General features: G+C 38.3%; 18 protein-coding genes, 2 pseudogenes and 1 other annotated feature. Of the genes and pseudogenes, 19 read left to right on the top strand and 1 reads right to left on the bottom strand.

The window, feature by feature from the left end; genetic code table 11:
• Window positions 1-33 precede the first annotated feature (33 nt).
• The 12 genes from clpX (at window position 34) to ysxE (ending at window position 15220) form a co-directional block, all read left to right on the top strand.
• Entirely contained in the window at window positions 34-1299 is a 1266-nt protein-coding gene (gene clpX, locus BR72_RS07465; RefSeq protein WP_035431578.1) for an ATP-dependent protease ATP-binding subunit ClpX, read from the top strand.
• Window positions 1300-1455: 156 nt separating this feature from the next.
• Window positions 1456-3126 carry an ATP-dependent protease LonB gene (gene lonB, locus BR72_RS07460; RefSeq protein ID WP_035431576.1) on the top strand — a complete coding sequence of 557 codons (1671 nt, stop codon included), beginning with the start codon at window positions 1456-1458 and terminating at the stop codon, window positions 3124-3126.
• A 202-nt stretch (window positions 3127-3328) separates the two neighbouring features.
• Window positions 3329-5659, top strand: coding sequence for an endopeptidase La (gene lon / locus BR72_RS07455; RefSeq protein ID WP_035431574.1), 2331 nt, complete (start codon window positions 3329-3331; stop codon window positions 5657-5659).
• On the top strand, window positions 5656-6252 hold the full coding sequence (gene ysxC / locus BR72_RS07450; RefSeq protein WP_035431572.1) for a ribosome biogenesis GTP-binding protein YsxC: 597 nt from the start codon (window positions 5656-5658) through the stop codon (window positions 6250-6252). The genes lon and ysxC overlap by 4 nt, the downstream gene beginning before the upstream one ends.
• Before the next feature lie 400 nt (window positions 6253-6652).
• Window positions 6653-7990: a glutamyl-tRNA reductase gene (hemA, locus tag BR72_RS07445; RefSeq protein WP_035431571.1), complete on the top strand. Its 1338-nt coding sequence runs from the start codon at window positions 6653-6655 to the stop codon at window positions 7988-7990.
• A gap of 16 nt (window positions 7991-8006) precedes the next feature.
• Window positions 8007-8840: a cytochrome c biogenesis protein gene (locus BR72_RS07440; protein WP_035431570.1), complete on the top strand. Its 834-nt coding sequence runs from the start codon at window positions 8007-8009 to the stop codon at window positions 8838-8840.
• A 14-nt stretch (window positions 8841-8854) separates the two neighbouring features.
• A complete protein-coding gene (hemC, locus tag BR72_RS07435) occupies window positions 8855-9784 on the top strand; it encodes a hydroxymethylbilane synthase (RefSeq protein WP_035431568.1) in 930 nt (309 codons plus the stop codon).
• Between the two features lie 4 nt (window positions 9785-9788).
• Window positions 9789-10544, top strand: coding sequence for a uroporphyrinogen-III synthase (locus tag BR72_RS07430; RefSeq protein WP_035431566.1), 756 nt, complete (start codon window positions 9789-9791; stop codon window positions 10542-10544).
• Between the two features lie 28 nt (window positions 10545-10572).
• Window positions 10573-11562, top strand: coding sequence for a porphobilinogen synthase (gene hemB, locus BR72_RS07425; RefSeq protein WP_035431564.1), 990 nt, complete (start codon window positions 10573-10575; stop codon window positions 11560-11562).
• On the top strand, window positions 11562-12851 hold the full coding sequence (hemL, locus tag BR72_RS07420; RefSeq protein ID WP_035431562.1) for a glutamate-1-semialdehyde 2,1-aminomutase: 1290 nt from the start codon (window positions 11562-11564) through the stop codon (window positions 12849-12851). The genes hemB and hemL overlap by 1 nt, the downstream gene beginning before the upstream one ends.
• Window positions 12852-13164: 313 nt before the next feature.
• Complete coding sequence (gene spoVID, locus BR72_RS07415; RefSeq protein ID WP_035431560.1) at window positions 13165-14130, top strand: stage VI sporulation protein D; 966 nt, start codon at window positions 13165-13167, stop codon at window positions 14128-14130.
• 64 nt (window positions 14131-14194) lie between these two features.
• The gene (ysxE, locus tag BR72_RS07410) at window positions 14195-15220 is read left to right on the top strand and encodes a spore coat protein YsxE (RefSeq protein ID WP_035431557.1); all 1026 of its coding nucleotides are present in this window, start codon (window positions 14195-14197) and stop codon (window positions 15218-15220) included.
• 27 nt (window positions 15221-15247) lie between these two features.
• On the opposite strand, the gene BR72_RS07405 is transcribed toward ysxE, so the two are convergent.
• The gene (locus BR72_RS07405; RefSeq protein ID WP_035431555.1) at window positions 15248-15442 is read right to left on the bottom strand and encodes a hypothetical protein; all 195 of its coding nucleotides are present in this window, start codon (window positions 15440-15442) and stop codon (window positions 15248-15250) included.
• Between the two features lie 256 nt (window positions 15443-15698).
• Window positions 15699-15930 (top strand) — a binding site (T-box leader).
• Between the two features lie 38 nt (window positions 15931-15968).
• Here BR72_RS07405 and BR72_RS07400 point away from each other — a divergent pair.
• From BR72_RS07400 to BR72_RS25400, 7 genes and pseudogenes are all read left to right on the top strand, one after another.
• A complete protein-coding gene (locus tag BR72_RS07400) occupies window positions 15969-18614 on the top strand; it encodes a valine--tRNA ligase (protein WP_035431553.1) in 2646 nt (881 codons plus the stop codon).
• Window positions 18615-18717: 103 nt separating this feature from the next.
• A complete protein-coding gene (locus BR72_RS07395) occupies window positions 18718-20028 on the top strand; it encodes a bifunctional folylpolyglutamate synthase/dihydrofolate synthase (protein ID WP_035431551.1) in 1311 nt (436 codons plus the stop codon).
• Between the two features lie 156 nt (window positions 20029-20184).
• Window positions 20185-21129 carry a hypothetical protein gene (locus BR72_RS07390; protein ID WP_035431548.1) on the top strand — a complete coding sequence of 315 codons (945 nt, stop codon included), beginning with the start codon at window positions 20185-20187 and terminating at the stop codon, window positions 21127-21129.
• Between the two features lie 385 nt (window positions 21130-21514).
• Complete coding sequence (locus tag BR72_RS07385; protein WP_035431545.1) at window positions 21515-22075, top strand: Maf family protein; 561 nt, start codon at window positions 21515-21517, stop codon at window positions 22073-22075.
• Window positions 22076-22088: 13 nt separating this feature from the next.
• Window positions 22089-22625 (top strand): annotated as a pseudogene (radC, locus tag BR72_RS07380) (RadC family protein); the annotation flags it as partial.
• Window positions 22626-23196: 571 nt separating this feature from the next.
• Window positions 23197-25080 carry a reverse transcriptase/maturase family protein gene (locus BR72_RS07375; protein WP_035431541.1) on the top strand — a complete coding sequence of 628 codons (1884 nt, stop codon included), beginning with the start codon at window positions 23197-23199 and terminating at the stop codon, window positions 25078-25080.
• Between the two features lie 79 nt (window positions 25081-25159).
• Window positions 25160-25264 (top strand): annotated as a pseudogene (locus tag BR72_RS25400) (JAB domain-containing protein); the annotation flags it as partial.
• Between the last annotated feature and the right edge of the window lie 789 nt (window positions 25265-26053).

Raw genomic sequence — 26053 nt, 5'->3', positions numbered from 1 at the left:
AAGGTTTTAGCACTTTGTAAGGGGTGTGAAAATATGTTTAAATTTAATGATGAAAAAGGACAATTAAAATGTTCCTTCTGTGGTAAAACACAAACGCAAGTTCGAAAACTTGTGGCAGGTCCTGGGGTTTACATTTGTGATGAATGTATTGAGCTTTGCACAGAAATCGTGCAAGAGGAGCTTGCAAAAGACGAAGAAGTAGAATTCAAAGATGTACCGAAGCCGGTAGAAATTCGTGAAATTTTGGATGAATATGTAATCGGACAAGATCAAGCGAAGAAAGCATTAGCGGTAGCGGTATATAATCATTACAAGCGCATTAATTCTAGCAGCAAAATTGATGATGTAGAATTAGCGAAAAGTAATATTTCTTTAATTGGGCCAACTGGTAGCGGTAAAACATTATTGGCTCAAACGTTAGCACGTATTTTAAATGTTCCATTTGCAATTGCTGATGCAACATCTTTAACGGAAGCTGGATATGTAGGGGAAGATGTAGAAAACATCTTATTAAAACTTATTCAAGCGGCTGATTATGATGTAGAGAAAGCAGAAAAAGGAATCATTTATATTGACGAGATTGATAAAGTGGCTCGTAAGTCAGAAAATCCGTCAATTACGCGTGACGTATCTGGTGAGGGTGTGCAACAGGCGCTTCTTAAAATTTTAGAAGGAACTGTAGCGAGCGTTCCGCCTCAAGGTGGTCGTAAGCATCCACATCAAGAGTTTATTCAAATTGATACAACAAACATTTTATTCATTTGCGGCGGTGCATTTGATGGTATTGAACCAATCATTAAACGCCGTCTTGGTGAAAAAGTGATTGGCTTCGGTTCTGAGAAGAAAAATGCTGATGTAACAGAAAAGCATGTTTTATCGCATGTATTGCCAGAAGATTTATTAAAATTTGGATTAATTCCAGAATTTATTGGTCGTCTTCCAGTTATTGCGAACTTAGAACCGCTTGATGAAGGTGCTCTTGTTGACATCTTAACAAAGCCGAAAAATGCACTTGTGAAGCAGTTCCAAAAATTATTGGAGCTTGATGATGTTGAATTAGAGTTTGAAGAAGATGCTCTTGTTGAAATTGCTAAAAAAGCAATTGAACGTAAAACAGGTGCACGTGGACTTCGTTCTATCATTGAAGGTTTAATGCTAGATGTGATGTTCGAACTTCCATCTCGTAAAGACATTGAAAAATGTGTAATTTCAAAAGAAACAGTAACAGAAAATGCAACGCCAAAATTAGTGTTGCAAGATGGTACTGTGCTTGAGCAAGATACAAAAACATCTGCATAAAGTGTTTTGAATAATGGGGGGCTTTGGCCCCCATTATTTATGAAGTGGAATATAAACGATAGAAACAGCAATTATATAATTGCTGTTTCTTCTTATGTTTAGCGTGTTTCCTCCCAGGGGATACTGAAGAGTAAAACATAGCGGGAGGAAATGAATATGAGCTGGACAAATATTTTTTTAATCGTTCAACTAGTCTTTGGTGTAATTGTCGGATTATATTTTTGGCATTTACTTCGAAACCAGCGTACGCAAAAAGTTTCAATCGATAGAGAATCAAAGAAAGAGCTGGAGCAACTTCGGAAAATGCGGGAAATTTCTTTAACAGAACCGCTTGCTGAAAAGGTTCGTCCGGCGTCATTTGCCGATATTGTTGGACAAGAAGATGGTATTAAATCATTAAAGGCAGCTTTATGCGGACCAAATCCACAGCATGTCATCATATATGGACCGCCAGGAGTTGGGAAAACAGCAGCGGCTCGTCTCGTACTAGAAGAAGCAAAGAGAAATACGAAATCTCCGTTTCGCCTGAATGCAACATTTATTGAACTTGATGCTACAACAGCTCGGTTTGATGAACGGGGGATTGCTGATCCGTTAATTGGTTCTGTTCATGACCCAATTTATCAAGGGGCCGGTGCGATGGGACAAGCGGGTATTCCTCAACCGAAAAAAGGAGCGGTCACAGATGCGCATGGAGGTATTTTATTTATTGATGAGATTGGAGAACTTCATCCAATTCAAATGAATAAAATGTTAAAAGTGCTGGAGGATCGCAAAGTGTTTTTGGAAAGTGCCTATTATAGTGAGGAAAATTCTTTTATTCCAACGTATATACACGATATTTTCCAAAAGGGATTACCGGCTGATTTTCGTCTTGTTGGCGCAACAACACGTTCACCGGAGGAAATTCCTCCAGCGATTCGCTCACGTTGTTTAGAAGTCTTCTTTCGTGAATTAGATACAGAAGAGATTGAAGAGGTAGCTAGAAATGCTGCTGAAAAAGTAGGCATGGAGATAGGGAAACAGGGCGTAGAAATGATTGGCATGTACGCACGAAATGGAAGAGAATCCATTAACCTTGTACAAATCTCTGCTGGAATGGCAATTAACGAAGGACGCTCTTCCATAAAGGATGAAGATATTGAATGGGTGATTCATTCAAGTCAATTGACGCCTAAATACGAAAAACATATATATCCAATTCCGAGAATTGGTCTTGTAAATGGTTTGGCTGTATATGGGCCGAATACAGGAGCGTTGCTCGAAATTGAAGTAACAGCAATTCCAGCAAAAGAAAAAGGGTCTGTAGTGGTAACAGGGATTGTTGAAGAGGAAAGTATCGGTAATCAATCAAAATCGATTCGTCGTAAAAGTATGGCGAAAGGTTCTGTTGATAATGTTGTAACTGTCCTTCGTTCCCTTGATTTATTACCAGAAGGATATGATATACATATTAACTTTCCTGGTGGTGTTCCAATTGACGGTCCATCTGCCGGCATTGCGATTGCAACAGGTGTGTATTCTGCAGTTCATCGCATGTATGTCAATAATGAAGTAGCGATGACCGGTGAAATTAGTATTCACGGGGAAGTAAAACCAGTCGGCGGCGTTTATGCGAAAATAAAAGCAGCAAAAAAGGCTGGGGCAAAGAAAGTGCTCATTCCCGCAGAAAATATGCAGCCTATTCTTTATACAATTAAAGGTATTGAAATTGTACCTGTACGAAAATTAAAAGAAGTATTTGCATTAGCATGTATACAAGAGAAAATAGAGCGAACAGGCGATACGTTACTCTCTTTCGAGGAAGACGATGCACAATCGATTTGAAGAAAAGTGTTAGCAAATCAACCGGGGCAGTTCTCGTTAAAAAGAAAGTTAAATTACTTGAATATGTTAGACTTCGCTAAAGTCATTATATGCTTAAGCGAAGTCCTTTTTCTTGAACAGAAGTAGCGTATTGAGTCTCAGCGATTGCATAAGGCTTTATTGTAATATAAAATAGGGAAACAAAGATATTTATGGAGGTGCTATGTCTAATATGAATGCGAACGAAAGAATTGTGCCCCTCCTACCATTAAGAGGCGTTCTCGTATATCCGACGATGGTTCTGCATCTTGATGTAGGACGTGATAAATCGATCAAAGCGCTTGAGCAGGCGGCTATGGATGAAAATATGATTTTTTTAGCGATGCAAAAAGACGTGAATATCGATGATCCGAAAGAAGATGATGTTTATAAAGTAGGTACGTTAGCAAAAGTGAAGCAAATGCTTAAATTGCCAAATGGGACGATGCGTATCCTTGTTGAAGGTTTACATAGAGTAGAGATGACAGAGTTCATTGAAGAAAATGATGTAATTACAGCTAATGTCCACATGTTAATTGAAGAAGAAGACGGCGATTTAGAAGAAAAAGCACTTATGCGTACATTAATTGAGTATTTTGAGCAATATATTAAGCTGTCCAAAAAAATTTCAGGTGAAACATTTGCGACAGTTGTTGATATTGAGGAACCAGGTCGATTAGCTGATCTCGTATCATCTCATTTGCCGCTCAAAACGAAGCAAAAGCAACAAATTTTAGAAATCACTGCAGCGAAAGAACGATTACATACACTTATTTCTTTTATTCAAGATGAAAAAGAGTTGTTAAACTTAGAAAAGAAAATTGGTCAACAAGTGAAACGTTCTATGGAGCGTACACAAAAAGAGTACTTCTTACGTGAACAAATGAAAGCTATTCAAAAAGAGCTTGGTGATAAAGAAGGAAAAGGCGGCGAAGTAGAAGAGCTTCGCGAAAAGATTGAAGAATCAGGAATGCCAGAAGAAACGATGAAGGCGGCATTAAAAGAGCTGGATCGTTATGAGAAATTGCCGGCAAGTTCAGCGGAGAGCGGTGTTATTCGCAATTATATTGATTGGTTATTATCTCTTCCTTGGACGGAGGCAACGGAAGATCGTATCGATCTTGCGCGTGCTGAACATATTTTAAATGAAGATCATTATGGGCTTGAAAAAGTGAAAGAACGTGTGCTTGAATATTTAGCAGTGCAAAAGCTTACTAATTCGTTAAAAGGACCTATTCTTTGTTTAGTTGGTCCTCCTGGGGTTGGGAAAACATCGTTAGCTCGTTCAATTGCGACATCAGTGAATCGTAATTTTGTTCGTGTATCGCTTGGCGGTGTACGTGATGAATCGGAAATTCGTGGTCATCGTCGTACGTATGTCGGTGCGATGCCAGGTCGTATTATTCAAGGGATGAAAAAGGCAAAAACAATTAATCCTGTCTTTTTATTAGATGAGATTGATAAAATGTCCAATGATTTCCGCGGTGATCCTTCAGCGGCATTGTTAGAGGTATTAGATCCAGAACAAAATCATAATTTTAGTGATCATTACATTGAAGAGCCGTATGATTTATCAAAAGTGATGTTTGTTGCAACTGCTAATACGCTTGCAAGCATTCCAGGTCCGCTTCTTGACCGCATGGAAGTTATTTCTATTGCTGGTTATACAGAACTTGAAAAAGTACATATTGCCCGTGAACATTTATTGTCGAAGCAACTGAAGGAACATGGGTTGAAAAAAGGGAATTTACAAGTGCGCGATGAAGCGCTTCTTGAAATCATCCGTTACTATACGCGTGAAGCGGGTGTTCGTACGTTAGAACGTCAGCTTGCGAAGCTTTGCCGAAAAGCGGCGAAAATTATTGTAACAGAAGAACGTAAGCGCGTCGTTGTAACGGAGAAGAATATTACTGAATTACTTGGAAAACGTATATTCCGTTATGGTCAAGCAGAAACGAAAGATCAAGTAGGGATGGCAACAGGTTTAGCGTATACAGCAGCTGGTGGAGATACGCTGGCGATTGAAGTATCTGTATCCCCGGGTAAAGGGAAATTGATTTTAACGGGAAAACTTGGTGATGTAATGAAAGAATCTGCACAAGCGGCATTTAGTTACATTCGTTCTCGTGCGGAAGAATTACATATTGATCCTGACTTCCATGAAAAACATGATATTCATATTCATGTTCCTGAAGGGGCTGTGCCAAAAGACGGACCTTCAGCTGGGATTACGATGGCAACGGCTCTTATTTCAGCATTAACAGGTATTCCTGTTAGTAAAGAAGTGGGAATGACAGGTGAAATTACACTTCGTGGCCGCGTGTTACCGATTGGTGGATTGAAAGAAAAAACGTTGAGTGCACATCGTGCAGGTTTAAAGAAAATTATTTTACCGGCAGAAAATGAAAGAGATTTAGAAGATATTCCAGAAAGCGTAAAGGAAAACCTTACGTTTGTGCCAGTCTCTCATTTAGATGAGGTACTAGAGCATGCATTAGTAGGAGTGAAAAAATGAAAGTAACAAAAGCTGACATTGTCATTAGCGCAGTCAAACCAGAACAATATCCTGAGAGCGATTTACCAGAAATCGCATTAGCGGGTCGTTCAAATGTAGGAAAATCATCCTTTATTAATAAAATTTTAAATCGAAAAAAATTAGTGCGTATTTCTTCTAAACCAGGAAAAACGCAAACGCTAAACTTCTTCATCATTAATGATATGATGCATTTTGTGGATGTACCAGGTTATGGTTACGCGAAAGTATCAAAATCAGAACGAGCAGCATGGGGCAAAATGATTGAAACGTATTTCACAACGAGAGAGCAGCTAAACGCAGCTGTGCTTGTTATTGATTTACGTCATAAGCCGACGAACGACGATGTGATGATGTATGATTTCTTAAAACATTATGAAATTCCAACAATCATTATTGCAACAAAAGCTGATAAAATTCCAAAAGGAAAATGGCAAAAGCATTTAAAAGTTGTGAAAGAAACGCTTGATGTAGAACCAGGAGATGAAGTTGTACTATTCTCTTCAGAAACAGGTCTTGGGAAAGAAGAAGCGTGGAAAGCGATTCATAAGTTTACAAAGACAAAAAACGTGTGACGATTGTCACACGTTTTTTTATGATCATTTGGTATAATCATACATATTTTTCTCCGATTGAAAGAAGCTAATGAAAGATTGTTTTTAGCATAGATGGAATAGTTTCCATCACTTGATTCCGATAATTTTTTTTGGTAACGTACAGATAGAGTTGTTATATTATAATTATTATAAAGTGGTTTTTTTTGGAAGAGGTTAGTTAAGCGTGGAAACGAAAATCAGTTTCCTTTATGAAAACTTTTCCTCACTTTTCATTCTTTACTTATCGCGGGAGATGGCTTATTGTCAGATAAGTAAGGAAAAAAAGCAACGGTGTTCACATGATTGTCAGATTTATAAGAAGAAAGTTGTATTATGATAGTAGATAAGATGAAAAAACGGTTGAAGGGGGACATGCTGCGTGCATATTCTTGTTGTTGGTGTTAACTATCGAACAGCCCCTGTAGAAATTCGTGAGAAACTAACGTTCCAGGCAGCAGAATTAGAGGAAGCAATGACAACGTTGCAAAAGCAAAAAAGTGTATTAGAAAATGTCATTGTATCAACGTGCAATCGAACGGAAATCTATGCTGTAGTAGACCAGTTACACACAGGACGCTATTATATTAAGAAATTTATGGCTGATTGGTTTCAGCTTGAAATAGACGAAATTGCACCGTATCTATCTCTATATGAACAGGATGGTGCTACAGATCATTTATTCCGCGTAACATGTGGATTAGATTCAATGGTAGTTGGAGAAACGCAAATTTTAGGTCAAATTCGGAATAGCTTCTTACTTGCACAAGAAATAAAAACGACAGGAACGATCTTTAATGAATTGTTTAAACAAGTCGTTACATTAGCGAAACGTGCGCATTCAGAAACGACAATTGGTGGCAATGCAATGTCGGTAAGTTATGCAGCTGTTGAACTTGGAAAGAAGATTTTTGGTGATTTGAAAGATTGCCATGTTCTTATTCTTGGTGCGGGAAAAATGGGCGAATTAGCACTACAGAATTTGTACGGGAGCGGTGCTCATAAAGTAACTGTTATGAATCGTACGTTTGCAAAAGCAGAAACGATGGCAGAAAAATATATGGGGCTTGCAATGCCGGTGAATCAGTTGCAATGCGCACTGTTAGAAGCTGATATTGTCATTAGCTCAACGGGGTCGACTGAATATGTGATTACGAAAGAAATGATGTCCAAAGTAGAACGCATGCGTTCTGGTCGTCCGCTCTTTATGGTAGATATTGCAGTGCCTCGTGATATTGATCCAGCAATTGATAGGTTAGAAAGTGTTTTCTTATATGATATTGATGATTTACAAGGTGTTGTGGAAGCGAATCGTGCTGAGCGATTAAAAGAAGCTGAGAAAATTCAAATTATGATTGAAGAAGAAATGAGTCTATTTAAATCATGGTTGAATACGCTTGGTGTTGTCCCGTTAATTTCGGAGCTTCGTGATAAAGCGTTAGCGATTCAAAGTGAAACAATGCAGAGTATTGAACGGAAAATTCCAACGTTAACAGAGCGTGAACGGAAAGTGATTAGTAAGCATACGAAAAGTATTATTAATCAATTATTAAAAGATCCGATTTTAATTGCGAAAGAGTTAGCGGCTGAAGAAAATGCGAAGGAAAAACTTGCTCTATTTGCGAAAATTTTCGATTTAAATACGAAAGAAGTAGTGGAAGAGAGCGAAGTAGAATGGAAACAAACAGAGAAGTGGACAGTATCCGCTCCATCTTTGTAATGGAAAGGATAAATGGATGGGTGTTTTAAACAATAGCATTATTTATCATATTGCCATTATTTTATATGCTTGTAGCGTTAGTTTGTATTTCATAGATTATTTTCAAAGTAACCGAAGGGCGAACAAGATTGCCTTTTGGTTACTTTCTGTTGTATGGGTACTCTATTCAATATTTATGTTACTTCGGGCAACAGAAGCGGAAATTAATCCAATTTTAACGTTATTATCGGGTATTTATTTTTATGTATGGCTATTAATTACATTATCATTAATGATTAACCGATTCATGCGCATTGACTTTTTAGTCTTTTTCACAAATATGATTGCGTTTGGTGTAAGCGCTTTTTCTATTTTTACGCCGCTTGGAAAAATGTCGCCGGTATTAGCAAATCAATTAGTATCGGAGCTTGTTTATGTACATATTGGTATGGCGATTATTTCCTATGCAACATTTACAGTTTCTTTTATTTTTTCCATTATGTATTTAATTCAATATCGTTTATTAAAGCAAAAAAAATGGAATGCAAGGTTAAGGCGTTTAGGAAATTTACCGAAGCTGGACTCTATGTCATATGGTTTAAATTTATTTTCTGTACCTTTCTTTTTATTAGCCATTTTGCTTGGGTGTCTATGGGGATATACAAAGTTAGATAATTTCCATTGGTATGACGCGAAGGTAATCGGATCTTTCATCGTCTTATTTGTATACTGTTCAGGTATTTATTTACGCGGATCAGATACATTACAGGGAAAGAGAATTGCGAGCTGGAATATTGGAGCATTTCTTATTATGTTAATTAATATTTTCTTATTTAGTAGTTTATCGAACTTCCATTTTTGGTACTTATAAGAGGAGAGAAAAATATGCGCAAAATTATTGTAGGATCGAGAAAAAGTAAATTGGCATTAACGCAAACAAATTGGTTTATCGATCAATTAAAAGCACTTGGATTGCCATATGAATTTGAAGTGAAAGAAATTGTAACGAAAGGTGACGTTATTTTAGACGTGACACTTTCGAAAGTAGGCGGAAAAGGCTTGTTCGTAAAAGAGATTGAACATGCGCTATTAACAAAGGAAATTGATATGGCTGTTCATAGCATGAAGGATATGCCGGCAGTACTTCCTGAAGGGTTAACAATTGGATGTATTCCAAAACGTGTTGATCCGCGTGATGCGTTTATTTCTAAAAATGGAGAATCGTTTGAGGAGTTACCAGAAGGAGCGGTGATTGGTACAAGCAGTTTACGCCGTAGTGCACAGTTGTTAGCTACACGTCCCGATTTACAAGTGAAATGGATCCGCGGAAATATTGATACGAGACTCCGTAAGTTAAAAGAAGAAGATTACGATGCAATCATTTTAGCGGCTGCAGGACTAAAACGAATGGGCTGGGCCGGTGATGTGATTACAGGGTATTTAGCAGAAGAAGTGTGTGTACCAGCTGTCGGTCAAGGTGCGCTGTCTATTGAATGCCGCGAGGATGACGCGGATTTATTACAATTATTAAGTCATTTAAATGATCATGTAACAGCGAGAACTGTAGAAGCAGAACGTGTATTTCTTCATAAATTAGAAGGCGGTTGCCAAGTTCCGATTGCTGGATATGCAACGCTCAAAGAAGATGACCAAATTGAATTAACAGCTCTTGTTGGGTCGAAAGATGGCACAGTTTTATTAAAAGAAGTTGTTGTTGGTGAAGATGCAGGAGAAGTTGGAGAACGAGCGGCAGACTTGTTAATCGAGCAAGGAGCGAAAGAATTGATTGCCGCTGCGAATCAGGAGCAAAACTAGCGATATGACTTCTCTTTGCGGAAAAACAGTGCTAATTACAAGGGCCCAGCAACAAGCGAAGCAAATGAGTGCAGCAGTGCAAAAACAGGGCGGAATTCCAGTGGAAATTCCGCTTTTACATATAACAGCAGCCCCGCATAATCAATTTCAACAAGTACGTGAGGAACTGGATACGTATAATTGGATTATTTTCACAAGTAAAAATGGTGTGAATTTCTTTTTAGATGGTTTACAGCAGCCCTTGCCAAAGACGATGAAAATTGCCGCAGTCGGCGTGAAGACAAAGCAAGAATTAGAATATCGCGGCTACAATGTTCATTTTGTACCAACTGCATTTGTGGCAGAAGTATTTGCGAAGGAATTTGTGAACCATATTGAAAGTGGGATACGTATATTATTGCCAAAAGGAAATCTTGCGAGAGATGTCATACGAGAGGCGCTAAGAAATCATGGGGCGATTGTCCGTGAACTCGTTGTATATGAAACGGCAGTCCATTTGCAAATGCGTGAACAACTTATTGATGCACTGCAATCAAGAGAAATTGATGTGATTACGTTTACAAGCCCGTCTACTGTCCAAAGTTTCCTTACATTGCTTGAAGGTGAAAACTGGAGAGAATGGGTAAAAGGATGTACAATTGCTTGTATAGGTCCTATTACAGAACGAGAAGCACGTCAATATTTTCAAACCCTACTTGTTCCAAAAGAATACACAATTGAATCTATGTTACAATGCATTTCAGAATATATAATAAAGTGAAACTTTAAGAATTGGAGATGGAAAAGTTATGAATCCTTTACAATTTAATCGTCATCGTCGTTTACGACAAAGTGCAAATATGCGTGCTCTTGTGCGTGAAACACATTTACATACAGAAGATTTCATTTATCCGATTTTTGTTTTAGAAGGAGAAAATAAGCGTAATGAAGTTCCTTCTATGCCAGGTGTATATCAAATTTCTTTAGACCATCTGCAAGCAGAAATGCAAGAAGTTGTTGATTTAGGTATTCGTTCCGTTATCGTATTTGGTTTACCTGCTGAAAAAGATGAAGTAGGCTCTTCTGCGTATTGTGAGCACGGTATTGTGCAGCGAGCAATTTCGCAAATTAAAGAGAGTTTTCCAGAATTAGTTGTAATCGCAGATACATGTTTATGTCAGTATACGAGTCATGGTCATTGCGGTGTAATTGAAGATGGAATTATTTTAAATGATGAATCATTAGAGGTTCTTGCAAAAACAGCAGTAAGTCAAGCAAAAGCAGGTGCGGATATTATTGCGCCATCTAATATGATGGATGGATTTGTAGCGTATATTCGTCATGCGTTAGATGAAAATGGCTTTATGCATGTCCCAGTTATGTCATATGCAGTGAAATATGCGTCGGCTTTTTACGGACCGTTCCGTGATGCTGCGCATGGTGCACCTCAATTTGGTGATCGTAAAACATATCAAATGGATCCAGCAAATCGTCAAGAAGCATTCCGCGAAGCTGAGTCAGATGTGATGGAAGGAGCGGACTTCTTAATTGTGAAGCCAGCACTTTCTTATTTAGATATTATTCGTGATGTGAAAAATAACTTCAATCTTCCGGTTGTTGCGTATAATGTGAGTGGTGAATACTCAATGATTAAAGCGGCAGCACAAAATGGCTGGATTAATGAAAAAGATATTGTTCTTGAAAAATTATTAAGCATGAAGCGTGCAGGAGCAGATTTAATACTTACATATCATGCGAAAGATGCAGCGAGATGGTTACAAGAAGGGAGCGCACGATAATGAAAAGTTTTGAGAAATCGATTGAAGCGTTTGAAACAGCAAAGGATTTAATGCCAGGCGGTGTAAATAGCCCAGTGCGTGCTTTTAAATCTGTCGGTATGAATCCATTATTTATGGAGCGCGGAAAAGGCTCTAAAGTTTATGATATTGATGGAAATGAATACATTGATTATGTATTGTCATGGGGTCCGCTTATTCATGGTCATTCCAACGACCAAGTTGTGGAAGCGTTAAAAGCGGTAGTTGAAAAAGGAACAAGCTTCGGAGCGCCGACAGAAATTGAAAATAAATTAGCACAGCTTGTTATCGACCGCGTTCCGTCCATTGAAATTGTACGCATGGTGAACTCTGGAACAGAGGCGACAATGAGTGCACTTCGCTTAGCACGTGGTTATACAGGCCGTAATAAAATTTTAAAATTTGAGGGCTGCTATCACGGACATGGTGATTCTCTTTTAATTAAAGCTGGTTCTGGTGTTGCTACGCTTGGGTTACCAGATAGCCCTGGCGTACCAGAAGGCGTTGCGAAAAATACGATTACGGTTGCGTATAACGATTTAGAAAGCGTGAAATATGCATTTGAACAGTTCGGTGATGATATTGCATGTATCATTGTAGAACCAGTAGCTGGAAATATGGGTGTTGTACCACCGCTTCCAGAATTTTTACAAGGTCTTCGTGATGTGACAACAGAATACGGGGCACTTCTTATTTTTGATGAAGTAATGACGGGCTTCCGCGTAGCTTATAATTGCGGACAAGGATATTTTGGGGTAACACCTGATTTAACATGTTTAGGGAAAGTAATTGGTGGCGGACTTCCAGTCGGAGCATATGGTGGTAAAGCTGAAATTATGAAGCAAGTAGCACCAAGTGGCCCAATTTATCAAGCTGGTACATTATCTGGTAATCCATTAGCAATGACAGCAGGATATGAGACTCTTGTCCAGTTAACACCAGAAAGCTACAAAGAATTTGAACGTAAAGCGGAGATGCTTGAAAAAGGCTTACATGAAGTAGCTGTAAAATATGGTATTCCGCATTGTATTAATCGTGCTGGTTCTATGGTCGGTATTTTCTTTACAGATGAAAAAGTTATCAATTATGAAACAGCAAAAACGTCCAATTTAGAATATTTTGCAGCGTATTACCGTGAAATGGTAGAACAAGGTGTATTCTTACCACCTTCTCAATTTGAAGGCTTGTTCTTATCAACGGCGCATAGTGATGCTGATATTGAAGCAACGATTGCTGCTGCAGAGATTGCGATGTCTAAATTAAAAGGGTAAAAAAGCCTTTTCTTTAGGGGGGCGAGAGGGCCTGACCGTGCGTAGAAGCGGTCAGGTCCTTTTTTTGCTACGTCCGGTGTGGGTTACGTTTTATTTTGGGTGGCAGTGGTTTGTATGCTGAACAAACAAAATTTGTATATAAATAGCAGTTGAAATTCTAGCTTATCCCCTTTTCTTTAGGGGAGGCGAGAGGACCTGGCCGTACATAGACGCGGTCAGGTTCTTTTTTGTCCACAGCAATTTTTTTATTCATAAAGTCTCTGTTCCTCACATAAACCTGTAATGACATAGAGTTTGAGAGGGGGAACACGAAGTGGCAGCAGAGCAACAAACTGCATTGCGGTTTTCTTTAAAAGAATCTGTATGGTTTCAAAAAGGACAGGAAGTCAATGAACTACTTTCGATTTCATTAGATCCTGATGTTGCTATAGAAGAACGTGAATATGAAATTGTTGTATACGGGCAACTTGATTTAACAGGGGAATATATCCCGAAGGAAGAAACGGAGACGTTCTCATTACGAGAGTTATCTCCGGTACGTACGATAGATTATGTGGAGACGCGCGATGATGGGATAAATGAATTGGTGCATTCGTTTCCGCTGGAAATTTCGATTCCACGTGGCCGCGTGAAGCGAGTCGAAGATTTGTATGTGGATATTGAAGAGTTTGATTATGAATTATTAGAAAATGGTTGTTTGCAGCTTTTGGCGGATGTTTCAATTCATGGATTGTGTGACGAAGAACGTGAAGTAGAAGAACTAGTTGATGAAGAGCGTGAAGTCGAAGAAACAGTAAAAGAAGAGGTACTAGATGAAGAAGTGGTAGAGACTGACGAATGGGAAGATTATGCTTTTGAGCCATTTCAGTTAGAAGCTCGTCAAGAACCAGAGCCCGAACTAGATGAGGAAGAAGAAAACGAAGAAGAGGAACAAAGGCAAGAAGAACAAGTACGTGAAGAAGTTGTCACGCCGCAGCTGGTCTTCGGACATAAAGAAGCGAAGAAACAAATTATTGATGAGGAAGAGCAAGAAGAAGTTTTATATTCACAGCGGGACGAAAACGCACTATATTTAACAAAATTATTTTCAAAACAGCCGGAAGATGAATTTACAAAGCTGAGACTATATTTTGTGCAAGAAGGTGACACGATTGAATCTGTTGCTGAGCGTTATGATACTTCCGTACAACATTTACATCGTGTAAATCAAAACGATGATTTGTATTTAACAGCAGGACAAATTATATATATACCAGTGCCAAAGGTGAAAGTAAAGTGAGTGAAGAGAAATCTTCCTCACCTCTTTTCTGTTTCACGCTCCTGTAGAAAGGGTCGTTGTTCATATGGACATGGAATTACGAGAGCGTTATGCTTCTGTTTTACAGCTATATCAATTAGCTCCTGAGCATATTGAGGAATATGGGAATGTAATAAAAATTTATACGAGCCAAGGTCCATATGCGTTAAAAAAATTGCCACCACAAAAATTAGAACGAAGTAATCTTATGTATTATGTTCAATTTTTACGAGAAAAAGGATTTACAAATTTTGCCCCTATTTATCATGCGAGAGATGGAACGCACATTTTAAGTGATGGTGAGCATAGTTATTATTTAATGCCTTGGTTAGGAAACGCAGAGAGTCAAGGAGAAGAGAACGATCAGTATCATAAAATGTTTCAAACACTTGCTATGATGCATAAAAAAACGGTGCGAGAAGAAGACGTGACAGAAGAGGCGATTCAAGGACATTTTGATACGATTTCAAATCGCTGGGAACAAGATGGCACGTTATTAGAGGAGTTCTTAGTTGAATCGGAAGCGAAATGGTATATGTCTCCGTTTGAATTGCAATATTGTACGTACTTTCATCAAGTGATGCGTGCTCATGAATTTGCGAAGAAACAATTTACAGAATGGCATGAAGCGATGAAAGACAAAGAAAAAACACGTATTTCATTTATTCACGGTAATGTTTCCATGAATCACTTTTTGTTCGATTATCAGCGAAATGGTTATTTTATTAGTTTAGAAGATGCAGGGTTTGCTACCCCAGTTCAAGATATTGTTCAATTTTATTCGCGCTCCTTTAACACGTATCCAATTGTAAGAAATGATCGGTATGAATGGTACCAAATATATCAAAAGAATTTTGCGTTTACGAAAGAGGAAAAGCTGCTTATGCTTGCATATTTAGCGTATCCAAAACCATTTATTAAACAAGTGAATGCCTATGCAAATGCTCGAAATACTCGTAATAAAACAAAGGAGTTACATGATGTAAAAATGCTCCAGCAAGCACATTGGCTTATAAGTAATATTGAATATTTCGTGGCACAGCTTCAAGCTGCTGAGCATCAATCACAGTAAAAAATAGCCGTAGCCTAAATAAAGAGGTTACGGCTTATAATGTAAGCGAATCGTTGCTGCAATAAAAATGGCAAGAATAACAAAATCTAAAAACGTAGGAAGTAGCAAAGTACGAATGCCTTGGAAAATTGTAAGTGGAATTGCAAAATCAGAAAATATCGTTTGTAAATTTCTTAACCATGAGGGGGATGAAAAGTTGTACGTGCGTCGATAGCGTCGCATAATTGTCCTCCGTATTACAACCTTCTCTAGAATGGAATTATAAGAGAAGTGAAAATATGATATTACAATATGCAGGATAGGCATCTAATGTGCTTGTGCTGCACTTTTTTCATTTTATTTGCATATGTTATAAAAAACTTGGTTAAGCTGATTGAAAATAAAATGTAATGATGATAGATGTAAGTCGAAAAATATTTTTATCTTGACGAATGTAGTTTCGTTTTTTACACTATTGTATATAATAAATAACAATTATATAAATGCATTGAAGGGGAAGAGTATAACATTAAACGTCTGCAGAGAGGAGAATTATTAGCTGTGAGATTCTCTAGATAGTCATGTTAGAAGGTAGCCCTGGAGCATCTTTTCTGAACGGAGTCATTCTCATTAGGAAAAGACGGGTCTGTCCGTTATCAAATCAAGAGTATAAGCAAATTTTGAATTTGTTTGTAAATAAAGGTGGTACCACGATGTCCCTCGTCCTTTTTGGATGAGGGACATTTTTTAATTTTAAGGAGGGAAAAATATGTCAAACACGGAAAAGAATTTACCAACAAAATACGATCATATATCCGTAGAAGAAGGCCGTTATAAATGGTGGCTTGAAGGCAAATATTTCGAAGCAAAAGGAGACGCAGAGAAACAACCATACACGATTGTAATTCCGCCTCCGAACGTAACTGGTAAGCTGCACTTAGGTCATGCTTGGGATACGACGCTTCAAGATATTTTAACGCGTACAAAGCGTATGCAAGGCTATGATGTATTATGGCTTCCTGGTATGGACCATGCAGGTATTGCAACGCAAGCGAAAGTAGAAGGGAAACTTCGTGAAGAAGGTATTTCTCGTTATGACCTTGGTCGTGAAAAATTCCTTGAAAAAGCGTGGGAATGGAAAGAAGAATACGCGAATCACATTCGTCAGCAATGGGGGAAAGTTGGTTTAGGACTAGATTACTCTCGTGAGCGCTTTACATTAGATGAAGGTTTATCTGATGCAGTTAATAAAGTATTCGTTCAATTATATGAAAAAGGTTTAATTTATCGCGGAGAATACATTATTAACTGGGATCCAGCAGCGCGCACTGCCCTTTCTGATATTGAAGTAATTCATAAAGATGTTCAAGGGGCATTCTACCATATGAACTATCCATTAACAGACGGTTCTGGTCACATTCGCCTTGCAACGACTCGCCCGGAAACAATGCTTGGTGATACAGCAGTAGCAGTTCATCCAGAAGATGATCGTTACAAACATTTAATCGGAAAAACAGTTACACTTCCAATCGTTGGCCGTGAAATTCCAATTATCGCAGACGACTATGTAGATCCAGAGTTTGGAACAGGGGTTGTAAAAATTACACCAGCTCATGATCCAAACGACTTTGAAGTAGGTAACCGCCACGACTTACCACGCGTTCTAGTAATGAACGAAAATGGAACAATGAATGAAAAAGCTGGTAAGTATAACGGTATGGATCGCTTTGAATGCCGTAAGCAATTAGTAAAAGACTTGCAAGAAGCAGGTGTATTAGTAGAAATCGAACCGCATATGCATTCTGTTGGTCATAGTGAGCGCAGCGGAGCAGTTGTTGAGCCATATTTATCAACGCAATGGTTCGTAAAAATGGCACCACTTGCAGAAAAGGCAATTGAACTTCAACAAAAAGAAGAAGAAAAAGTAACGTTCGTACCTGATCGTTTCGAGAACACATATTTACGCTGGATGGAAAATATTCATGACTGGTGTATTTCTCGTCAATTATGGTGGGGACATCGCATCCCGGCTTGGTATCATAAAGAAACTGGTGAAGTATACGTAGGTGAAGAAGCGCCAGCGGATATTGAAAACTGGAACCAAGATAATGACGTACTTGATACATGGTTTAGTTCAGCATTATGGCCATTCTCTACACTAGGCTGGCCAAACGAAGATGCAGCGGACTTCAAGCGTTATTATTCAACAGACGCTCTTGTAACTGGTTATGACATCATCTTCTTCTGGGTATCTCGTATGATTTTCCAAGGTTTAGAGTTTACAGGAGAGCGTCCATTTAAAGACGTATTAATTCACGGCCTTGTTCGCGATGAGCAAGGACGTAAAATGAGTAAATCTCTTGGTAATGGTATCGACCCAATGGAAGTTATTGAGAAGTACGGTGCAGACGCAATGCGCTTCTTCTTATCAACAGGAAGTGCGCCTGGTCAAGATTTACGTTTTAGCATGGAGAAAGTAGAATCTACTTGGAACTTCATCAATAAAATTTGGAACGCATCTCGTTTCGTATTAATGAACATGGATGACATGAAATATGAAGATATCGACTTAACTGGTGAAAAATCAGTTGCAGATAAATGGATTTTAACTCGTTTAAACGAAACGATTGAAAGTGTAACACGTAACATGGATAAATATGAACTAGGTGAAGTTGGCCGTGCATTATATAACTTCATTTGGGATGATTTCTGTGACTGGTACATTGAGATGGCGAAAATTCCATTATACGGAGAAGATGAAGCAGCGAAGAAAACAACTCGTTCTGTTTTAGCATACGTACTAGATCAAACAATGCGCCTGTTACACCCATTCATGCCATTTGTAACAGAGAAAATTTGGCAACATTTACCTCATGAAGGTGAATCTATCACAGTAGCGGCTTGGCCAACAGTTCGCGAAGATTTACAAGATAAAGAAGCAGCAGCAGAAATGCATCTTCTAGTTGATATTATCCGCTCTGTTCGTAACATTCGTGCGGAAGTAAATACGCCAATGAGCAAAAAAGTTCAACTACAAATTAAAGCAAAAGACGAAGCAGTACTAGCGCAGCTTACGAAAAATAGCTCTTACATTGAGCGATTCTGTAATCCAAGTGAATTAACAATTCAAACGGATCTACAAGCGCCAGAAAAAGCGATGACGGCAATTGTATCAGGTGCAGAGCTATTCTTACCACTAGCTGATCTGATCAACCTTGATGAAGAAAGAGCACGTCTTGAAAAAGAACTTGAAAAGTTCGATAAAGAAGTAGAACGTGTACAGAAAAAGCTTGCAAACCAAGGCTTTGTAGCAAAAGCTCCAGCAGCAGTTATTGACGGAGAACGCGCGAAAGAGCAAGATTATTTAGAAAAACGCGAAGCAGTTCGCCAGCGTTTAGCTGATCTTCAAAAATAAAGTTGTTCGAAAGAGGCTCGCCGTATTGGTGGGTCTCTTTTGTTTGCGTATAATAGAGCTGAGACAAGATCTTTTTTGCTGATTGGAAAGGGGAACGGTACACGTGATACATACATATGAAGAAGCAATCGGCTGGATTCATAGCCGTTTAAAATTCGGTATAAAACCAGGGTTAGAACGTATGAAATGGATGCTAGGGGAACTCGGAAATCCCGAGCGTCACATAAAATGTGTTCATCTAGCAGGAACAAATGGAAAAGGTTCAACTCTTACATATATGCGTTATATGTTACAGGCGGCAGAGTATAAAGTAGGAACGTTTACTTCACCTTATATTGAAACGTTTAATGAACGGATTAGTATTGATGGTGCACCAATTACAGATCAAGAAATTACCGATCTCGTAAATAGAGTTAAACCTATTGTGGAGAAGTTAGATAAAACAGATTTAGGCGAAACGACAGAATTTGAAATCATTACCGTTATGGCTCTTTATTATTTTGGAAAGACAAATCCGTGTGATGTCGTGTTATTTGAAACAGGTCTTGGAGGGCGCTTTGATTCAACAAATGTCATTCATCCTGTACTGACAATTATTACAAATATCGGCCGTGATCACATGCATATTTTAGGAGATACGCTAGAAGCAATTGCATTTGAAAAGGCGGGAATTATAAAATCAGGTGTTCCTGTTATAACTGGGGTACAGCAAAACGGAGCGTTAGAAGTCATCCGTACGACTGCTAACGAAAAACGTTCTAACTTATATGAACTAGGAAATCAAATTCAAGTAGAACATCTTTCTTCAGAGAAAGAAGGGGAAAGGTTTACATTCTCGTCTCCATTCCGTACGTATGAAGATCTTTTCATTTCCATGAAAGGTCAGCATCAAGTGCAAAATGCTGCGCTGGCACTTATGGCAATGTCATACTTAAACGTATATCAAGCATTTTTAATTGATGAAGAGCATGTTCGAAAAGGATTAGCGGAAGCATATTGGATTGGACGTTTTGAACAACTTTCTACTCACCCCCATGTCATTATTGATGGGGCACACAATCCAGAAGGTATACATAGCCTTGTAGAAACTGTTCGTGCACATTACAGTGAAAAACGAATTATTATTTTATTTACAGCACTTGGGGACAAGCAACTGGATGAAATGGTTGAACAATTAGAAACAATTGCGGATGAAATGATTTTTACAACGTTTAAGTTTGATCGTGCTATCTCTGCTGAAGCTCTTGCTGCTCATTCAAAGCGAGAATCGAAACATATTTTTGAAAATTGGCAGGAAGCGATTAGTAGGGCAATGGATTCTTTACAAGAAGATGATATTTTCCTATTAACAGGTTCTCTTTATTTTATATCAGAAGCTCGTAAATATGTGGTTCAAAAAACTAGACAGAAATAAGCTGTCTAGTTTTTTTGTTCTACAAATAAAGACGTAAGCATACATATAAGATAACAATATAGGATAATTTGGCGAACCGCTTTGACAAGTATCTCGTTTTTTTTTGAAGCGAGTATGATACGATGCTGGCAATGATAAGAAGTAAGGAGTGGGGGTATGGACAAACAGTCGCGACCAATTTCAGTTAAAGTGAATGGAACGGAAGCAAATTATATAGAGAAGAAAGAAGAGGAAACAAAAAAAGAAGAATTTGATTGGGTGCTCCCAGAGAATACGGTGACAAATAATGTTGTGTCGTTTCAAAAACATGCAGCATCAATACGTAAAGGAAAAAAAGGATGGAGTAATAAGTTTATTCTCACGGTATCTACAGCGATTGTAATTGGGACAGGGTTTGGAATGGGAATGTTGCACTTACTAACAGGGAAAGAAACTGTTCATGAAACGACAGCCCCAGCAGCAACTGTTACAGAGAAAAATGAAACAAAAAAAGCGACAAATGAGAAAACAGCACCAACTGCTTTAGCACCGCTGACGATTTATTTTGTACAGGGCGGAGTCTTTTCTTCGAAAGAAAAGGGACAGGCATCATTAAAGGAGTTACAAGAAAATGGAGTACCTGGCGCAGTTATGCAGTCAGGTGATAAACATTTACTCGTTCTTGGAATGGCGCATGATGAACAATCTGTTATGCAGCTAATTACGCAATATAAACAAAAAGATATATCAGTTGTGAAAAAGAAATGGGAGATTACAGATCAAGCACTTTTAAAGCAGAATCAAGAATATGGGGCGTTTTTGGAAAAGTTACAATCATTATATGGAAAGTTATTGAACCAAGCAGCTGTGATGCAATCTGGGAACAAAATAAGTAAAACAGATATAGAACAGATTGAAAATGAATGGAAAGTAATAAAAAAGGAAGAGGCAGCACTAAAGCAGGATGACCTAAAAAAGTTGTTTACATATGCATCAGTAGCTGTGCAAACAATACAAGAGGGAAAACAGGATATGGAAACGATGATGAAATTACAGCAAGTGTTAGTAGATAGCCTTCTTTCTTATGAAAAAATAGTTTCACAAAAAAACAAAAACGTATAATAATTATATAAATGCAAATGCCCTCTTTCTTTTTCGGCGGAGCATCTGGCCGTGCAGAGAAGCGGTCAGAGCCTTTTTTTGCTACATGCAAGGTTTAAAACAAAAGGAAAAAGCAAGTAGCGATCACATGGTGTATTTGACATAGTAGTGATTTATATGTCGAAAAATTAAAATGAATAAATGATAGATGAGATTTACTTCACTATCAACATGTGGGTGCTTTTTTCGATTTGTTATTCGTACTGAAGAAAGGGAAAGTAAGGTTTTCCTTTCTTTTGTATTTTTTTAAAGGAAAAATGATATTTTTAAAATTTGAGGAGAATCTATACATTTAGTATGGTTATGCTGTATCTTCCTGCTAATTTTAATAATGAAAGGAGAACGTATGAAAAAACTTATATTAGCGTCTGGTTCACCAAGACGTAAAGAATTACTTGAGCTTGTGGATATACCATTTGAGGTTGTAGTTAGCGATGTAGAAGAAACGATTGGAGCATATTCATCACCGCATGATATCGTAATGTCACTTGCGTTGCAAAAAGCATCTGCTGTAGCAAAGGATTACGAAGATTGCGTTGTACTTGGTGCTGACACAATTGTTACTTTTGAGTCGCGTATTCTAGGAAAACCAGAGGACGAAAGAGAAGCGAAAGAAATGCTGAAGTTCTTATCAGGAAAAACTCATGAGGTGTTTACAGGAGTTGCTCTTATTTCAAAAGAGAAAACAGTGACATTCTATGAGCGTGCAGAAGTAACGTTTTGGGAATTAACCGAAGAAGAAATTCATGCATATGTGCAAACGAAAGAACCGCTTGATAAAGCAGGTAGTTATGGAATACAGGGAAAAGGTGCAATTTTTGTTCAGCATATACAAGGTGATTATTATGCGATTGTTGGCTTGCCGATTGCACGCGTTGTGCGCGAGTTGAAACAATTTAATATGTAAAGGAGGCTCGAATATGAGCTGCATTCGTGATGTTGTGAAAGAAGATCAACCACGGGAACGTTTATTGCTAGAAGGAGCAAGCAGCTTATCGAATACAGAACTTCTCGCTATATTACTTCGAACAGGTTCAAAAGAGGAGTCGGTCTTAACATTAGCAAATCGAATTTTGCATTACTTTGACGGATTACGAATGTTAAAAGATGCAACAATTGAAGAGATGACAAGTATTCATGGCGTTGGGGTGGCAAAAGCATCCCAACTTATTGCTGCTTTTGAACTTGGACGAAGAATGGTGCGTTTAGAGTATCAAAATCGATACAGCATTCGTAATCCAGAAGATTGCGCACGTTACATGATGGAAGAGATGCGCTTTTTACAACAGGAACATTTTGTATGCTTATATTTAAATACGAAAAATCAAGTGATACATCGCCAGACGGTGTTTATTGGAAGTTTGAATGCCTCGATTGTGCATCCGCGCGAGATCTTCAAGGAAGCTTTTCGCCGCGCTGCTGCTTCTATTATCTGCCTTCATAATCATCCTTCCGGCGTGCGCCTGCAAGGTGTGTAATTTTAGCGGTTACTTAGTAACCTAGAACTCCTTACAACGTTCTATGGTCAGCATCTTACCTTAAGGGGAAACCCATAGAGGGAACAGAGCATGATGTGAAAAGGAGAAAATACGACAAAGCTATCTAACGTCGAGTCAGTTCTTCAGACCAAGTGATGTATGGTAAAAGCTACACTGCTTGAATCCTAGACGAATGAGCGATGGGTGCGCCGTTGTCTACGATAGTTAACAGGCAATGAGGACAAAATGGGGGATGTATTTTCACTATGTCTGCTGGGTATCGCCAGAGCCCTGTCCATAGTAAGGTTTGTCCTTCAATCCTCCACTAGAGGAAACCGTCGAAAGGGATGCCTAACCATCACGTAACTAAAATTATGTCATAATGCAGGGATTACCTAAGTGCGAGCGCCAGTTGGCTATTAGACATAGGTCTATGAAAATTGCATACGGTAACGGAGTCCTCGTAGTACCCAACGTTTGCTTGTAATGAGTTTAGCAGGGGGAAGGGGGACAGGTTGATGTTAACGTCAATGAGAAAGGAGTCATGAATATGGCAACAAATCCATTTCATCAGTTGGACGTTATAAGGAAAGCTTCTCAAAATGGTAAAACAATAACGGATTGTTACCGTCTCATGTATAAAAGAGAACTATGGATTAAAGCATACGCAAAGCTATATCCGAATGCTGGGAATTTAACAAAAGGAACGTCTGAAGAAACAATCGATGGTTTTAGCTTACAAAAGATTGATGAAATCATTGGCCAACTCAAGAATGGGATGTTTCGTTTTGCACCTGTAAGAAGAGTTTATATTCCAAAAGCAAATGGTAAAAAGAGACCTTTAGGAGTTCCTAACTTTAAAGATAAGTTGGTACAGGAAGTAATGAGAATGATTTTAGAAAATGTTTATGAACCAACATTCTCAGATAACTCTCACGGATTTAGAGAAGGGAGAAGCTGTCACACAGCATTATCTCAAATCAAGAATACGTGGAAAGGGTTAACGTGGTGCATTGAAGGAGATATTAAAGGTTTTTTTGACCATATTGACCATACTGTACTAGTAAAGCTTATCTCAAAGAAAATAAATGACCGACGTTTCCTTCTCCTTGTTCATAATGCAATTACTTGTGGTGTAATGGAAAATTGGATTTACCATAAGACATACAGCGGTACACCACAAGGCGGTATTATTTCTCCCTTATTAGCTAACATTTATCTTCATGAGTTTGATTTGTTCATGGAAAAACAAATGAAGAATTTTGAAAAAGGAAATATTAGGGCGAGAAATAAAGAATACGTTGCGATTCGTTCGGATATCAGAACCCTTTCACGAAAGGTTAAGAAACTTGATGAAAGAAACGGACATGAATTGTGGGCAGGGCGAGTAGACCTTGTAAACAACATTCAAGAACTTAAATCGAAGCAAATAAAAATTTCATCAATAGACCCTATGGACAAGGATTATCAAAGAATGAAATATGTTCGTTACGCTGATGACTTCGTAATTGGGATAGCTGGTACTAAACAAAGTGCATGGAATGTTAGGGAAAGGATTAAACATTTTCTTAAAGAGGAACTCCGTCTTGACCTTAGTGAAGAAAAAACGCTCATAACACATCTTGAAAATTCGATATCTTTCTTAGGTTACGAATTTCGCAGGTGGAGTGAAGTAAAGGTCAAAAGGATTGCGTATAAGAATCAAAAACACCCATTGAAGAAAAGAACACTCTCAGGTGCAATAAAGTTAGAGATCCCAGAGAAGAAAATCAATGAATTTGCAGTCAAAAACGGATATGGAAACCTAGATAACTTCAAAATTGTACATCGGACAAAATTAATAAACAATTCGGAATTAGAAATTTTGCACACGTATAACGCTGAACTACGAGGAATTGCAAACTACTACAAGCTAGCAAATAATTACCATCATTTAGATAGGTTGTTTTATTTAGCAGAGAGTAGTTTTATTAAAACCATAGCTAATAAACGTAGAAGCACCTCGATGAAAGTGGCTACAAGCATGAGAACACACAAACAAGGAGTACTTTGCCTAGCAAGAAAAGATAAACATGGCAATGAAAAACTTCATCAGTTTGTGAAATTAAAAGACCTGCCTAAACATAAAGGTGCGATTAAAGCTGATACACCAGAAATAGACTCATACGTGAATACAATGAAATATTCTGGGCGAACAGAATTTGAAAAGCGTTTGTTAGCTAATAAATGTGAAGCGTGCGGTGCAACAGAAGGTCAGATGGAAGTTCATCACGTTCGAAAATTAAAGGACTTGAAAAAGAAACGAAATTTAAAGTATTTGGATAAGGTTATGATTGAACGACAAAGGAGAACAATCGTCCTATGCTTTAAATGCCATCATGACCATCATGAGAAGCAAATTCCGATTAGTCAACTGGCGAGCCGTATACAGTGAAAGCTGTACGTACGGTTCTGAGGGGGGGACTGTGAGACCTATTTGGGTAACTAAATAAGGCGCACGCTCCCTACCCTACGACCCCGCGCCAAGCCGAGAAGATATTGAAGTCACGAAAAGGCTTGTAGAATGCGGGAAGATTATTGGCATTGAAATTCTCGATCATAGTGTGCGTTGTTCCTAGACAATCTGCGTAGAAATAGGCAATAAAACTAGGCAAAGGTACTTACCTTTGAACTTTACGCTTGAATAGGTTGGTGAAATCCCAACTCATCGTTAAATGTTGGTAACGATGCTCTGAAACTCCGACGTGCATAAATGGTTAACTACATTTGTGTACGAAGCTCGGTAAAGGCGTTGAAAAACAGACCTGAGAAGAGGTTAGTGAAGTAAGCGGGAGGCTATAAGACCGTCATGCTGACTCACCAGGAATCCTCGTATGTACGGCTCGTAAAGGTAAAGGGAAACGAAATGAAGTTTCTCGCTTCTGTCAAAGAAGTTTAATCGTGGGTTTTGTATTTGTGGTTGCAAAATCTATACTACTCCAATAATGGAATAGTGTCTTGCGTCCTACCAACAGCGGACAAAAAGATGGTTAACGGGTCAAAGAGGACAGCTAAAACGGTAATGGAAAGCTAAAGCGTAAGGAACAGCGGAACCATAGAAGATGATGACAAGAGGAGTTAAATTCAATGCATCTAAATTGGAGGAAATGACAATTGAATCTATGGGACAGCAGCCCGTAGTAGTGTCGAAGTTTCTGTAATGGGAATGGAGCGAAGGGGCATAGTCAGTTCAATTAATAAGTTAAATCAATTTGTTAGGGAAGCCGTTTGAGCATACCTGATTAAAACCTTGCATTCTCCCAATAAGGAGGAATCGCAATGGAACAAGAATCTAACTATCTAAAATCAGAACAAGAGTTAAGAGATAAACAGGACGAGTTATATAATAAAACTATCGAAGGCATGGC

The sequence above is a fragment of the Bacillus sp. UNC322MFChir4.1 genome, from assembly GCF_000746135.1.
GTDB lineage: Bacteria > Bacillota > Bacilli > Bacillales > Bacillaceae_G > Bacillus_A.
This window is presented reverse-complemented; position numbering and strand designations above follow the sequence as displayed.